Source organism: Xanthomonas sp. BRIP62411 (assembly GCF_003993525.1).
Lineage (GTDB): Bacteria > Pseudomonadota > Gammaproteobacteria > Xanthomonadales > Xanthomonadaceae > Xanthomonas > Xanthomonas euroxanthea.
In genome coordinates this window covers 431,001-446,151 of record NZ_QEZI01000008.1, presented here as the reverse complement: position 1 = coordinate 446,151, position 15,151 = coordinate 431,001, and the positions used below count along the sequence as shown (strand labels likewise).

Below are 15,151 nucleotides of genomic sequence, written 5' to 3'. Positions count from 1 at the left end.
ATGGCCGCCGCCGCGCCCTTCGTGCTGCCGGCCGACTGGCCGGCGCCGCCGCGCATCCATGCGCTGACCACGCTGCGCTACGGCCTGGGCGGCTCGCTGGCGCCGTTCGACACGCTCAACCTCGGCAACCGCAACAGTGCCGAGGGCGACGTGCCCGAGCAGGTGGAACGCAACCGGGCGCTGCTGGTCGAGGCGTTGGCACTGCCCGGCACCCCGCAGTGGTTGCGTCAGGTGCATGGGGTGGAGGTGCTGCGCGTCGATGCGCCTGCGCCTGCGCCCGGCGAGTGGGTGCGTGCCGCAGGCACTGTCGCCCCAACAGCGCAGGAACCGGTTGCCGACGCAGCGGTGACCGCGGTGCCCGGCGTGGTGCTGGCGATCCTCACCGCCGACTGCCTGCCGGTCGTGCTCGCGGCCAGGGATGGCAGCGAAGTGGCCGCCGCGCATGCCGGCTGGCGCGGCCTGGCCGACGGAATGCTGGAGCGCAGCGTGGCGGCGATGCGCACGCCGCCACAGCAGGTGAGGGCCTGGTTGGGGCCGGCAGCGGGACCGCAGGCGTACGAAATCGGCGAAGACGTGTTCAACGCCTTCGTCGCGCACGATGCGCAGGCACGCGCCGCGTTCGTTGCGACCCGCCCGGGGCATTGGCGGGTGGATCTGTATGCATTGGCGCGTCAGCGCCTGCAGCGTGCCGGTGTGCCGGCCAGCGCCATCCACGGCGGCGGGCTGTGCACCATTTCCGAGCCGCAACGCTTCTTCTCGCATCGTCGCGACCGCCGTAGCGGACGCATGGCCACGCTGGCCTGGATCGCGCCCTGAGCATGCCGTTGTTCGTGCTGGGGCTGGACGCGTTCGCGCAGTTGCCTGCGCCGGAGCAGCACGCGCGGTTTCTGGACTAGCGCCGTAGCCCGATGTGGGGCGCACATGGGCGCGATGGGCTTACTGGTAATGCTTCGTCGCGCCCGGGTGCGCTCCTACGTAGCGTGGCGATTTTCACGACGGCTCGCTGATTCGCAGCGTTGGTCGGTCGCGCGTGCTGGATGGGATGGCAGACAGGTGTAGGAGCGCACCTGGGCGCGATGGGGCGTTACCGGGAAAGCCTTATCGCGCCCAGGTGCGCTCCTACGGTGATTCCGTGCCGGCGGCTTACGCGGCTGCGTTTCCGAAACTTGCGTGCACTGCTTTCGGGGTGCTGCCGTGCGCAGGCTGCAGGCGGAAGATCGACACCGCATCGGCCAACTCCACGGCCTGTTCTTCCAGACTGCGCGCGGCGGCGGTGGCTTCTTCCACCAATGCCGCGTTGCGCTGGGTGACTTCGTCCAGTTGCGCGACGGTGCGGTTGACCTGTTCGATGCCGCTGGATTGCTCGGCGCTGGCGGCGGTGATCTCGCTCATGATGTCGGTGACGTGTTTGACCGAGCCGACGATCTCGCGCATGGTCGCGCCGGCGCGGTGCACCAGGCCCGAGCCGAGTTCGACCTTGTCGGTGGAGTCGGCGATCAGCGTCTTGATCTCCTTGGCCGCATCGGCCGAGCGCCGCGCCAGGGCGCGCACCTCCGAGGCGACCACCGCGAAGCCGCGGCCCTGCTCGCCAGCGCGCGCGGCTTCCACCGCGGCGTTGAGCGCCAGGATATTGGTCTGGAAGGCGATGCCGTCGATGACGCCGATGATCTCGCCGATCTTGCGCGAGGCGGTGCTGATCTGGCCCATGGTGGACACCACAGCGTCCATCACCTGGCCGCCGTTCTGCGCCACTTCGCCGGTGCCCACCACCAGCCGGTTGGCCTGCAGCGCGCTGTCGGCGTTCTGCTTCACGGTGGAGGTGAGTTCCTCCATGGAGCTGGCGGTTTCTTCCAGATTGGCGGCCTGCTGCTCGGTGCGCTCGGACAGGTCGGTGTTGCCGGCGGCGATTTCCACCGCCGCGCGGCGGATCGTGTCCGATGCGATCTGGATACCGCCGATGATCTCGGTCAGACGGGTCACGGTCTGGTTGGTGTCGTCGCGCAGGCGCGCAAAGATGCCGTGCGCATCGCCGTCCACGCGCTGGGTGAGGTCGCCGTCGGCCAGGGCACCGATCACGCGCGCCAACGCGGCCAGGTGGGTTTCCACCGAGTCGTAGATGCGGTTGATGCCCTGGGCCAGCGACAGCAGTACGCCGTCCATGCCGTCGATCTGCATGCGCCGGCTGAAATCGCCGGCCGCGGCGGCATCGATGATCTGGATCAGCGTCTGCTCGGCGTTGACCTGCGCGGTGACGTCCACCCACTGTGCGATGGTGCCCAGCCTGGCGCCGTCGGCGGCGATGATCGGGCTGTAGACGAAGTCGATCTGGCGGCCGAAGAACGGCGCGCGCACCGCCTTGGAGGCGGTCAATGCGCGCATGCGGTCGATCGCGGCCTGGCTGTCGGGATAGATGTCGCCGATGCTGCCGCCGACGAACCCTTCGGCATGGAAGCCGGGGCGGAAGCTCTGCACATCCGGCTCGATCAGCTTGAGCATCGCCAGCAGCTTGCGGTTGGCAAACAGCACCTGGCCATCGTCGTCGGCGATGCGGATCATGGTGTCCAGGTCGTCCAGCGCCTTGATCACGAACTGGCCGTGGCGCAGGCCCTGTTCCATCACATCCAGGCGGATGGCCAACCTGTCCTGGGTCGCCTGCAGCGCATGCAGCAACGGCGCGAGCTCGCCGGCTGCGTTGCGCAGGTCCAGGCGCTGGAAGTGCCCGTCACCGATGGCCGTCACCGTGCCGACGGCCTGTTGCAGTTGCGCGACGTTGCGGCGGCGCGACCACCACCACAGCCCCGCACTTGCCGCGGCCAGCACCAGCAGCGCCGGCAGCAGGCGCGCCAACCCGGCCCAGACGCCGCCGGGCAGCAGCGTTGCGGCGTAGAGCGTGAGCAGGGCCAGCAGCCCGATCTGTGCAGCGACAGGCAGCCATGTGGCCCTGGTGAGACGCGCGAGGCTCCGGCCGGAAGGCGGGCGGGAGACGGCAGTGGCATCGAATGAGGGCGACATAGGCTGAGTCCAACGGAGTGATTCGGAGTGGGGAGCGCTGTCCTGCACTGCATGGGCTGCTATGGGGTATCGGCGGCCGAGCCCGAATCATGACGGCGTGAAATTACCGTTCGTCGGAATCTGTCGGCCGTACCCCTGAGAACCCCGATGTAGTTGATTTGGAAGCGGTTTCAGCACCGCCCGGTACACCGCAGAGCCGTGAGGTGTGACTAGACACCCGCCTCCAAATTGTAAATTTCACGTGAAATATCGATGGCTGCCGTCAACACTTCGTAGACCTCGACTCCACGCCATCTGATCGCGTGCCGGTGACCAAGACTGGCCGCAGCGCCATCAGCGCGACCCCACGAATACACATCAAGGCGCGGGAACCGGGAATGGAGAATCGGGAATCGAGAATAGGGAATAGGGAATAGGGAATAGGGAATCGGGAATCGGAAATAGGAAATAGGAAATAGGAAATCAGGTGCCCTACAGACCCAGATCAGCGAAACGCCACGAAAAGACATCGAAGAGCGGAATGGAGAATCGGGGAATCAGGCGACCCACAGGCCCAGCCCAACCCAACAGCGACAGGAAGACGCTTTTCCCGATTCCCGATTCCCGATTCCCGATTCCCCAATCCCGAATCCCCAATCCCGAATCCCCAAAAAAAACCGGCCATCTCACGATGGCCGGTCTATCGATACCTAACTAGCTGACGCTACACCGGCTTACTTCGCCGGCTTGGCACCTGCCTCGTCCGGCAGCGCCCAGGCGATCACGCTGTCGCCCGACTTGGTTTCCATGCGGTCGTGTCCGCCCACCGCGGCCACGATGTACTGCTTGCCGTCGATGGTGTAGCTCAGCGGCGCGGCCTGCGGGCCAGCCGGCACGCGGGTCTCCCAGACCTGCTTGCCGGTGCGAGTGTCGAAGCCGCGCATGAAATCATCCAGGGACGCGCCGATGAAGGTCACGCCGCCGGCGGTGGCCAGCGAGCCGCTGTTGTTGGGCGTGCCGATCTCGAACTTGGTCTTGGACGGGATGCCCATCGGGCCCTGGTCGTAACCGGTGCCCAGCGGACGGCGCCAGATCACCTGCTGAGTGCGCAGGTCCACGCCGGAGATGTAGCCCCACGGCGGTGCCACGCACGGTGTGTTGAGCGGCGACATCCACGGCTCCTTGCGGGCGCCGTAGGCCAGACCCTTCTGCGCCATGTAGCCGGGCGTCTTGCTCTTGCCGTCGAACACCGATACCACGCCCAGCTCATTCATCTTTTCGCGGGTGTAGACCTGCAGGGTGTAGGGCAGGCGATTGCTGTTCATCACCATGATGCCGCGCTGCAGATCGACCGAGACGCCGCCCCAGTTGATGCCGCCGTGGTTGCCGGTGAAGGCCAGCGAGCCTTGCAGGGTCGGCGGGGTGAACATGCCTTCGTAGCGCAGCTGCTTGAACTGGATGCGGCAGGCCAGCTGGTCGAACGGGGTCATGCCCCAGGCATCGGATTCGATAATGGTTTCGTAGTCACGGCTCGGCGCGCCCACGGTATTGGGCATGCCCGGCGAGATCGGCTGCGTGGCCGCGGTCCAGTCGCCGTGATCGGTGCCCTGCGGCACGGCGATCTGCTTGACCGGCATGAGCGGTGCGCCGGTGGCGCGGTCCAGCACGAACACCTGCCCGGACTTGGTGGCCTGGATCACCGCTGGGCGGGTACCGCCACCGGCCACCGGCCAATCGACCAGGTTCGGCTGCGGGCCGATGTCGTAATCCCACAGGTCGTGGTTGACGGTGCGGAAGTGCCAACGCTCCTTGCCGGTGGCCGCATCCACCGCAACCAGCGAAGCGGTGTATTCCTCATCCTGCGGGGTGCGGCCCTTGCCGAAGAAATCACCCGAGGCATTGCCGGTCGGCAGATACACCAGGCCCAGCTCGTCGTCGGCGGACATCAGCGACCACACGTTCGGGGTCGAACGGGTGTAGGTCTGCCCGGCCGGCGGCTCGGCGGTGATCGCCGGGTTGCCCAGGTCCCAGGCCCAGCGCAGCTGGCCGGTGAGCGCATCGAAGCCGCGCACCACGCCCGACGGCGCATCGCCTTCCTGGCCGTCGCGGACCTGGCCGGTGGGCTGGATCACCACGCCGCGCATCACCACCGGCGGCGAGGTCGGGCCGACGAAGCCCGGCTTGGTGTTGCCGGTGCCGGCGTTGAGATCGACAAAGCCGTTGGTGCCGAAGCTGGTGCACAGCTTGCCGGTCTGCGCGTCCAGCGCGCCGAGGCGGCCATCGACCATCGGCCAGAAGATCCGCGTCGGGCACTCGGCGGTGCCTTGCGGCGCCTGGTAGTAGGACACGCCGCGGCAGGTGGTGGCGGCAACGCCGGCCATCGCCTTCGGATTGGTCTGCGGGTCGAAGCGCCAGCGCTCCTTGCCGTTGGCCGCTTCCACCGCGATCACCTTCTGGGTCGGAGTGCAGATGTAGAGCAGGTCGCCGACCTTGAGCGGGGTGTTCTGGAAGGCATAGCCCAGCTTGGAGCCGGCCGGTTTCAGGTCACCGGTATGGAACTCCCAGGCCACCTTCAGGTCCTTGGCGTTTTCCGGGGTGATCTGCGCGCCGGGGGTGTAATGGTTGGACAGGTTGGAGCCGGCATACGCGGTCCAGTTGCTGGCATCGTGATTGGCCGCGACGTTGCCGTCCGGGCTGGGTACGTTGCCGCGGCTAAAGGGCGTCGCGTTCTCGGCCGGCAGCTTGGAGGCATCAGCCAGTTCGACGTTGCGCGGTGCCAGCAACGGCCACAGGATCAGCGTCGCACCCAGGATCGGCAGCACGCCGGTCACCAGCACATAGCCCAGCCCCGACAACGGCTGCATGCGGCGACGGGCCACGCCCCAGAACGGCAGCAGCACCAGCCCCAGCACCGATAGCCAGGCCAGACGCGGGACCAGACCCCAGCCATCCAGGCCCACTTCCCACAGCGCCCAGGCGATGGTGGCCGCCAGGGTTGCACCAAACAGCCACAGGCCGGCACGCTTGCCCAATGCCAGCAACACGCCGGCCAGGAACAGGCCGATGCCCGCCAGCAGGTAATACCAGGAACCACCGACGGCGACCAGGCGGCCGCCCTCGTAGGCAAGCACCGCACCGAGCACGGCGATCACCACGGCATAGACCACCAGCAACCAGGTGCCTAGTCCACGTTTTGAGGATTGATCAGTCATTTTGAGATGTCAGGAAGGACCCAGGCACCGGCAGGCGATGGCGAGTCGTGGAGGGAGAAAGATCACAGGCTGGCGAAGGGCGGCCCGTGTTCTAACTAAAACGTCCTAAACAAGAACGTCCGGATATGAACGCGCAGCCCCTCCCAGGTTCTCAGCGCTACTCATGTGAATATTTTAGACCGCAACGACGCTCGTGTCCGTGACGGAATGGGAACCAGTGTTCAGGCCGTGCATCGCAGCGCGGAAAGTGCTTAAAACCGCAGGGATGAAGAGTGCCAGTGAGCTCAGGCGGTCCTGGTGGCTGGCGCGTGGCGACAAAATGCGTCATCCGGCTGTAACTCTAATTTGTTATTGACGCAAGCGATGAGGCGGGATTCGGCATTCGGGAATGGCGAGTCGTGCACGCCGGGATTTTCGACTCGAGCATCCTCCACTTGCACCGGCAGACGTATTCTCATCGCCCTTCAGGCACTTTCTCCCGATGCAAGAAAAAAGGCGCCGGCAGTGCGCGGCGCCTATTTATGCTGATTGCGGTGTGCGCGGGTCGCGTGTTGCTGGTAACGCGCAAATCCAGAGTCAGATATCGGCCAGCGCCTGCAAATACCGCTGGCGCCAGTGGTTGATATTGTTCTTGCGCAGATGATCCATCATCGCCCGCCACCGCTCGATGCGCGTTGCCAACGGCATGCTTGCGGCGGTGGCGATCGCATCGGCCACGCCGTCGAGGTCGTGCGGATTGACCAGCAGCGCTTCCTTCATTTCATCGGCGGCACCGGCCAGCAACGACAGCACCAGCACGCCGGGATCCTGCGGATCCTGCGCTGCGACAAATTCCTTGGCGACCAGATTCATGCCATCGCGCAGCGGCGTGACCAGACCGACGGAGGCGGCGCGATAGAAACCGGTCAAGGTCGCATGGCTGAAGTTCTGATTGACGTAGCGTAGCGGCGTCCAATCCGGCTCGGCATGCCCTCCGTTGATATGGCCTGCGATCTGCTCCAGTTGCCCGCGCAACCGGCGATATTCGTTGACATCGCCGCGCGACACCGGCGCGATCTGCAGGTAGGTCAGGCTGCCGGACTGCTCCGGATAGCGCTCCAGATAGCGTTCGAACCCCTGGAAGCGTTCCGGCAGGCCTTTGGAATAATCCAGCCGGTCCACGCCGATCGCCAGTTGCCGGCCGCGCAGGCTTTCGCGCAGGTCGCGCACGGCCTGCTTGCCGACCGAGGCCTTGGCCTGGTTGGCGATCAACTCGGTATCGATCCCGATTGGGAAGGCCGCGGCACTGAAGCGACGCCCACCCGGACCCTCGACGATGTCGCCGTCCAGGATGCGGCCGCCGCCGAACAGGCGCACATAGGCCTTGAAGCGCTCGGCGTCGCGCTGGGTCTGGAAGCCGACCAGATCGTAGGCGTAGAACGTGCTGAACAGGCGCGCGTGATCTGGCATCGCCTGCATCAGGTCGGCCGAAGGCATCGGCACGTGCAGGAAGAAGCCCATCTTGCAGCCCACCCCCAGCTCGCGCAGCATCGCGCCCAGCGGGATCATGTGGTAGTCGTGGATCCACAAGGTGTCGCTGTCCTTCAACAACGGCGCCAGCTTTTCGGCGAACAGCCGATTGACCCGCATATAGCCTTCGCGGGTGGCGCGGTCGTAGTCGACCAGGTCCAGGCGGAAGTGCAGCAGCGGCCACAGCGTGCGATTGGCAAATCCGTTGTAGTACGAATCGATGTCACGCTTGTTGAGGTCCATGGTGACGAACTTGATGTCGCCCTCGGTCTGCTCGTGCATGCCGCCGCTGTCGCCGCGCACGGTCTTGCCGCTCCAGCCGAACCACACGCCGCCGCGCTCCTTGAGCGCCGCCAACAAGCCCACCGCCAAGCCGCCTGCCCGGTTTTCGCCGGGCACCGCGACGCGGTTGGATACCACCACCAAACGACTCATGACGCCTCCTGCCAGCTGCGCGACAAGCGCATCGCTGCGATGATCAAACCCACATGCGAATAGGTCTGGGGGAAATTCCCCCAGGCTTCGCCGTCTTCGAACGATAGATCCTCGGACAGCAAGCCGAGGTGATTGCGGCGCGAGAGGATGCGCTCGAACAATTCACGCGCCTCCTCCTTGCGACCGATCGCGGCCAGCGCGTCGATGTACCAGAACGTGCAGATGGTGAAGCTGGTTTCCGGCTCACCGAAGTCATCCGGTGCGATGTAGCGGTACAGCGCATCGCCATGCTTGAGTACGCGGCCGACGGCCTCGACCGTGCGCACGAAGCGGCTGTCGTCGTTGGCGACGATGCCGATATCGGCCAGCAGCAACAGCGATGCATCCAGGCGATGACCGCCCAGCGTATCGGTGAAATGACCACGTTCCTCGCTCCATGCCTCGCCCAGCACGCGCGCGCGGATGGTGTCGGCGCGCTCGCGCCAGTACACGCTGCGCTCGGGCAGCACCAGCCGGTCGGCGATCTTGGACAGCCGGTCGCAGGCAGCCCAGCACATCGCAGCGGTGTAGGTATGCACTTCGGCGCGTCCGCGGAATTCCCACAGGCCGGCGTCGGGCACGTCATGCAGCGCGAACGCGCGCTCACCCAGCGGCTCCAGGCGGCGGAAGGTATCCGCATCGCCCTGATCCTTCAGGCGCAGATCGAAGAACAGCTGCGTGGATGCCAGCACCACGCTGCCATAGACGTCGTGCTGCTGCTGGATCCAGGCCAGGTTGCCGCGCCGTACCGGGCCCATGCCGCGATAGCCGTCCATCGTCTCGACTTCGTGCTCTTCCAGCTGCGATTCGAAACCGACGCCGTACAGCGGCTGCAGCGTGCCGTCGGCGGTGGCGATGTTGAAGATGTAGCCGATGAACTGCTCCATCGTGCGCGTGGCGCCCAAGCGATTGAGCGCGCGCACCACGAACGCAGCATCGCGCAGCCAGCAGTAACGGTAATCCCAGTTGCGCGGGGTGTTGGGCGCTTCCGGGATCGAGGTGGTCATCGCCGCGATGATCGCGCCGCTGTCCTCGTACTGGCACAGCTTGAGCGTGATCGCACTGCGGATCACCGCTTCCTGCCAGTCCAGGGGAATCGACAGGTAGCGCACCCATTCGCGCCAGTATTCCTCGGTGCGTTCCTGCGCTTCCTGCACGTAACCGGTGAGCGAGCGGGTCAGCGATTCGTCTACGCCCAGCACCAGGTTGACCGGGTGGCTGAGCACGAACGGCAGGCCGTCGCGCACGAAGCGGACCGGCACATCGGTGGTCAGGCGCAGGGTGAACTCGGGCAGCACCCAGCGGATGTGGTTGCTGCCCCAGGTGGTCTCCGGGCTGCGGCCACCCCAGTCGGCCAGCGGGCGTGCGCGCACGATGATGCGCGGGTTGCCGGCCAGCGGGCGGATCTGCCGGATGATGCTGACGGGCCGATAGAAGCGCCCGTTGTTGCGCCAGCGCGGCGCGAAGTCGATGACTTCCACTTCGCCGCCGTGGCTGTCGCGCAACACGGTACGCAGCACGGCGGTATTGGGCAGGTAATGCTGCTCGCTGCTGGCGAAGTCTTCCAGTTCCACCGCGAAGTCGCCGCCTTCGCCCTTGGGCGAGAGCAGCGAACAGAATGCCGGGTCGCCGTCGAAGGCCGGCAGGCAACTCCACACTACACGTGCCTGCCGATCGACCAATGCCCCAAAGCTGCAGTTGCCGATGACGCCCAGATCCAGGTTTGGCTCGGTCATGGAGTGCGAACGATCCTTTTGAAGAGAAGAGGGAAGCGCGCCGCGCTCAGGCCTGGCGCGCGTTGCGTTGCAGCCACGCATGCACGTCGGCGGTACCGTCGACGCGGAAGCGCGCGCTGGTGGTGGCGCGATCGCCGACCAGCACGCTCCAGCCGCCGAGACGATTGGCCGCTTCGAAGCCGAATTCGTCGGTGAGGTCATCGCCGACGAACACCGGCGTGCGGCCGGCAAATGCGCCGTGCTGCATCAGCTGTTCGACCGCCAGGCCCTTGTTGCTGCCTTCGGGCACGAATTCGACCACATGGTCGCCCGGTTGCAGGCGATAGCCGGAAAGCTGGGCGATTTCCTGCTGCGCGAAGGCGAGCACCTCGGGGCCGGCGAGCGGTTGCGCGCGCCAATGCAGCGCGACGCTGACGCCCTTGTCTTCAACCAGCACACCAGGGTGCCGGTGCGTGAGTGCGGCGGCGCGTTGGTGCAGGCCATGCAGCCACTCGGAGGTGTCCTGCGGCATTGCCGCGCGCGCAGCGATGTCGCTGCGAAGTTCGTGTCCGTGCAGGCCGGCGGCCGGGAGCAGCAGCGGCGCGAACAAGGCGTCGAGCTGCGACAGCGGTCGTCCGCTGACCAGTGCCACTGCGCCATGCAGGCGCTCGCTCAGCTGGCCGATGGCCGCGCGGACCTCGGGCAGGAGCCGCACAGCCTCGGGGCTGTCGGCAAAGTCGATGAGGGTACCGTCCACGTCCAGAAACAATGCACAGGCATCGTCCAGCAATGGCGGCGACGGAAGGGGGGAGTGCACGTCTGCCATCGCGCTAGTGTGCGCAAAGCGATGTGATATTCAGGTTATGCAACGGCGGGGATTGGGGATTCGGGAGTGGGGATTGGCGACGATCCGCCCTTGCCAATCCCCCAATCCCCAATCCGCCAATACCGGCGTCAGAAGGTGTAGCGCACCCGCCCGTACCAGTACGCGCCGTTGCTGCCGATCGGCGAGAGCACGTCGTAGGGCAGGTTGCCGAAGTAGGCGATATCGTCGATGGAACGGTCCGAATAGTTGTCGAGGATGTTCTGGCCACCGATCGCCAGCGTCCATTGCGTGCCCATGTGGTACTCGGCTTCCAGGTCCAGCTGCCATTCCGCGCCGTAGGTCTGGCGTGGCACGAAGCCGCCGCCGAAGTCGAACACGCGCGTCGCACTGCCGTAGCGGTTGACGCGGGTCTGCAGGTTCCAGTGCTCGTTGTTCCAGTTGGCGGCCAGCGCGGCGCGTGTGCGCGGCGCCGCATCGGTGAGCGTGTTGCTCTCTTCGATGCCGAACAGCACGTAGTCCGGGTCCAGCGCGAGCAGCTGCGCCGGGGTGCCGATGACGTTCTTCAACTCGGTCTTGGCGTAGCTGTAGGTACCGGTCAGCAGCAGGTCGCCGCCGAAGGCGTACTGGCGCCAGTTGCCGACCAGCTCGGCGCCGCGGGTGCGGGTGTCGGCGGCGTTGAGGAAGTAGCTGGCGCTCTGCACACCGCTGACGCCGAAGTTCTGCTGCACGAAGTCCGTCAGCGCAGTGCCGGTGATGTCTTCGGACAGCGCGATGCGGTCGTCGATGTCGATCTGGAAGAAGTCCAGCGACAGGTCGAAGTGATCGCCCAGCTGGCTCGTGAAGCCCAGGCTGTAGTTGAGCGATTTTTCCGGCTTCAGGTCGGTGGCGCCGAGCGCGCGGGCGATCGGGTTGTAGACCGACAGCAGGCGGCCCTGGGTCAGGCGACCGGCCGCGTCATAACCGGTGGACGTGGCTTCGTAGCCGATCTGGCTGAGCGAGGGCGCACGCACGTTGTTGGAGACCGCCCCGCGCAGCGCGAATGCCGGGGCGAACGCATAGCGCGCGGCCAGCTTGCCGGTCCACTGGCTGCCGAAATCCTGGTAATGCTCGTAACGGCCGGCCAGGTCGGTGGAGAACTTGTCGCCGAACTGGCTGGACACGTTGGCATAGGCGCTGGCCACGTTGCGGGACAGGTCGGCCTCGTCCTGCGGGCTCAGGCCGCCGCCGGCCTGCGAGCCGGTGGGGCGATCGGTGAACGGGCCGGCCGCATAGCTGGCCGGGTCGCCGGCATGGGTGCGGTATTGCTCGCGGCGGAACTCGGCGCCGGTGCCGAAGGTATGGGTGGCGCCGGCCGCATCGAACACGCGGGTCAGATCCAGGTTGGCCACGGTCTGCGCAAAGGCGAAGTCGCCTGTCTTGAAGCGCGTGGTGCTGCCGGGGCCGAGCGAGGCGTTGAGCGAATTGCGCAGCCGGTAGGTGAAGTCGTTGCGGCCGTAGTTGACGCTGGCGTCGTAGTCCCAGTCGCCGAGCTGCCCACGGGCGCCGGCGACGATCTGCAGATCGCGATTCTCGCCTTCGGAAATAGGGCGATAGCCGTTGGGGTAGATCTCGCGCCAGTTGGCGCTGCCATCCGGGTAACGGAAGTAGTTGGCGCCCTCGGTGTCACGCTGGTTGTAGGTGCCGAAGGCGTAGAACTCGCCGTTGGCGCTGAAAGGAATCTTGGTGTTGAGCCAGGCGTTCAGGCCCTTGGTGGCGCCATCGCCGAGCACGTAGTTGCGGCGGCCGGCCAGGGCCAGGTTGGCCGGGGTCTGTTCTTCGAACGATGGAATCTGGTCGAAGCCGGCGCGATTGGTCGCTTCGCGATTCTTCAGCTCCAGGCCGACCTTGAAGAAGCCGCCGTCATCGCCGAGCAGCGTGCCGACCTTGGCGCTGGCGTAGCTGGTCTGGCCATCGGTGACACGGCGGTTGATCGGCTCCACATCGGTGTTGTAGGCGCCGAAGCTGGCTTCCAGCTCGCCGCGCTCGGGGTTGTCGTCCAGGATCACGTTGATGACGCCGGCGATGGCGTCAGAGCCGTATTGCGCGCCGGCACCGTCGCGCAGCACTTCGATGCGTTTGATCGCATTGATCGGGATGGAGTTGAAATCCACCGGCGTGGTGCCCTTGCCGATCTTGCTGTCGGTATTGACCAGCGCCGAGGTATGCCGGCGCTTGCCGTTGACCAGCACCAGCACCTGGTCGGGCGAGAGGCCGCGCAGCTGCGCGGCGCGGATATGGTCGGCGCCGCCGGAGTTGGACTGGCGCGGGAAGTTGAACGAGGGCAGCAATGCCTGCAGCGCGCTACCGAGCTCGCCATTGACCACGCCGGCCTTGCGGATGTCCTCGGCCGTGAGCACGTCCACCGGGACGGTCGATTCCAGCACGGTGCGGTCGCTGGCGCGGGTGCCGGTGACGATCACGGTATCCAGCGTGGTGGCGCCGGGGGCGGCCTGCTGGGCCTGTGCATTGGCGCTCAACGCGGCGGCGACGGCCAGGCCGATGGCCGAAAGGGTGGGGCGGGTCATGTCTCTCTCCTGCAACAGCAACTGCGAACGCGCCGCGCGGTCGGCATCCGGCCGGGCAGGGCGCAAAGGGGTTCGGATCGTCCACATTCATCCGGATAGAGAGATATTATCGCGTTGTTCAGGCGCGTGCGAGATGGCACAGTGCGCGCACACCGGCATCAGCTGATGCCGGCCCTGCATGAGCCCGCCCCCGATCCGTCGTAACCGTACCCGTTGTGGAGAAGTCGATGAAGTTGCTGCCGTCCTGCCTGCTTGCCGCCACGCTGGCGCTGTCCGCCTGCGCCACCACTCCCGGCGGCGCGCCGGGCTCGACCACTGCCAGCCTGCAAGGCGACGCGGCGCGGCCGGCGACGGCGCACGGTTGGGTGCGCAGCGAGCTGTACTTCGGTGTGGGCCAGGAGACCGGCCCGGCCGATCGCCCGCAGACCCGCACCATCGACGACACGCAATGGCGCGCGTTCCTGGACAAGGAAGTGACTCCGCGCTTCCCGGACGGGCTGACCGTATTCGATGCCTACGGCCAATGGCTGTTTCGCGGTGCCAAGGAGCCGAACCGGCTGGGCACCAAGGTGCTGGTGATCCTGCACGAGGACACCCCGCAGCGGCGCAACGACATCGAGGCGATCCGCCTGGCCTGGAAGCAGGCCACCGGGCACCAGTCGGTGCTGTGGTCGCGGCAGGCGGTGGAGGTGTCGTTCTGAGTGGTGCCGCTTGGCGCGGCCGCCGTACCTGCGGTGCGACCGCGGCGTGGGCAGCGGCATGGCACCGCCGAGTGCTGCGCGTGCGGTGCAGTGACGCGTTGCACCCGTGTCTTTTCAGCGGGCAGGTTCGTGCTGGGTGAGCTGCCAGACCGGGTGGCCATGCGCCTTGAACATCTGCGCCGGCTGCGTGTGCGCGCGGCCGGCGTGTGGTTGTCGATGGCGCTCTTCGGCCTGTCGTTCGCGGCCGCGGCACGCGATGCCAGCGTGCAGGTGACGATCGACGCGCACACGCATGCCACTGCCACGCTGGTCGGCGAACGCCTGCATGTGGTGTTCGCCCCGGGCGGCAAGGAGCAATGGCTCGACGCGAATGTGGACGACGGCGAAGGCGGCACCGGCGTGGACAGCGACGACTACAACTTCGACGGACATCCTGACCTGGCGGTGTCGGCGATGCTCGGCCAGGTCAACGAGGCGGTGCTGGTGTTCGTGTTCGATCCGGCACAACGCCGGTTTCGTGTGCTGACCCCGCCCACGCGCCCGGCGGTGCAGTGCGAAGGCTTCTTCAACCTGACGCCCGACAAGTCGGACCGCAGCGTGACCAGCTCCTGCCGCAGCGGGCCGATGTGGTACGCCGACGTGTATCGCTACGCGGCCGATGGGCGGCTGTATGTGGCCACGACGCAGCAGCCGATCGCTTCGCTGCAGATCCAGACCTTGCTGGATCCGGGCAGCGACGATGGCATGCCGCTGTCGGTATGGCCGCGCTACGACGCGCGTGGGGTGCGGGTGTCCAGCGCGATCGGCACCACGCTGGACGCGCCGATGCCGGTGCAGTTGCACGTGCAGGTGGCGCGTCTGCCGCTGTACGCCACACCTTCGGCGACCAGCACCAAGCGCTACCTGGTGCAGGGCGATCAGGCCGATGCGCTGGATGTCAGCGCCGACGCCACGCGCGTGCAGGTGCGCTATCGCAGCGCCAACCGTGGCGACATCGTCGGCTGGATCGAGGTCGAGGCGGCAATGAAATAGCGTGTGTCGCTACCTCAGGGCCGCCGCGTGCAGGACTGGCGGGCGCAATCGCGGCGACACGCTCTGATTCACCGCAGCGCTGTCGCGCGTGATGAGCAGCGGCTACCATCGGCCGATCCCCACGCTT

The 15,151-nt window shown here is 66.5% G+C and carries 9 protein-coding genes; 3 read left to right on the top strand and 6 right to left on the bottom strand.

The genetic code is table 11. The features are described from left to right. Window positions 1-816: a peptidoglycan editing factor PgeF gene (gene pgeF / locus EO139_RS06235; RefSeq protein ID WP_126970025.1), complete on the top strand. Its 816-nt coding sequence runs from the start codon at window positions 1-3 to the stop codon at window positions 814-816. Window positions 817-1,143: 327 nt separating this feature from the next. Here pgeF and EO139_RS06225 read toward each other — a convergent pair whose 3' ends face one another. The 6 genes from EO139_RS06225 to EO139_RS06195 all read right to left on the bottom strand — a co-directional run bounded on the left by EO139_RS06225 (window position 1,144) and on the right by EO139_RS06195 (window position 13,291). After that, window positions 1,144-3,012 carry a methyl-accepting chemotaxis protein gene (locus EO139_RS06225; RefSeq protein ID WP_126969761.1) on the bottom strand — a complete coding sequence of 623 codons (1,869 nt, stop codon included), beginning with the start codon at window positions 3,010-3,012 and terminating at the stop codon, window positions 1,144-1,146. A 713-nt stretch (window positions 3,013-3,725) separates the two neighbouring features. After that, a complete protein-coding gene (locus EO139_RS06215; RefSeq protein WP_180708160.1) occupies window positions 3,726-6,164 on the bottom strand; it encodes a glucose/quinate/shikimate family membrane-bound PQQ-dependent dehydrogenase in 2,439 nt (812 codons plus the stop codon). 615 nt (window positions 6,165-6,779) lie between these two features. Beyond that, entirely contained in the window at window positions 6,780-8,147 is a 1,368-nt protein-coding gene (gene otsA / locus EO139_RS06210) for an alpha,alpha-trehalose-phosphate synthase (UDP-forming) (protein WP_104583636.1), read from the bottom strand. After that, window positions 8,144-9,922: a glycoside hydrolase family 15 protein gene (locus tag EO139_RS06205; protein WP_104650214.1), complete on the bottom strand. Its 1,779-nt coding sequence runs from the start codon at window positions 9,920-9,922 to the stop codon at window positions 8,144-8,146. Before EO139_RS06205 ends, otsA begins: the two co-directional genes overlap by 4 nt. Window positions 9,923-9,968: 46 nt before the next feature. Beyond that, the gene (gene otsB / locus EO139_RS06200) at window positions 9,969-10,727 is read right to left on the bottom strand and encodes a trehalose-phosphatase (RefSeq protein WP_126969757.1); all 759 of its coding nucleotides are present in this window, start codon (window positions 10,725-10,727) and stop codon (window positions 9,969-9,971) included. Between the two features lie 128 nt (window positions 10,728-10,855). After that, window positions 10,856-13,291: a TonB-dependent receptor gene (locus EO139_RS06195; protein WP_126969755.1), complete on the bottom strand. Its 2,436-nt coding sequence runs from the start codon at window positions 13,289-13,291 to the stop codon at window positions 10,856-10,858. A gap of 227 nt (window positions 13,292-13,518) precedes the next feature. Between EO139_RS06195 and EO139_RS06190 the strand changes: the two genes are divergently transcribed. Both EO139_RS06190 and EO139_RS06185 read left to right on the top strand, forming a co-directional pair. Then, window positions 13,519-13,992 carry a DUF3574 domain-containing protein gene (locus tag EO139_RS06190; protein WP_119131083.1) on the top strand — a complete coding sequence of 158 codons (474 nt, stop codon included), beginning with the start codon at window positions 13,519-13,521 and terminating at the stop codon, window positions 13,990-13,992. Window positions 13,993-14,151: 159 nt separating this feature from the next. Continuing rightward, complete coding sequence (locus tag EO139_RS06185) at window positions 14,152-15,024, top strand: hypothetical protein (protein WP_241235919.1); 873 nt, start codon at window positions 14,152-14,154, stop codon at window positions 15,022-15,024. Window positions 15,025-15,151 lie beyond the last annotated feature (127 nt).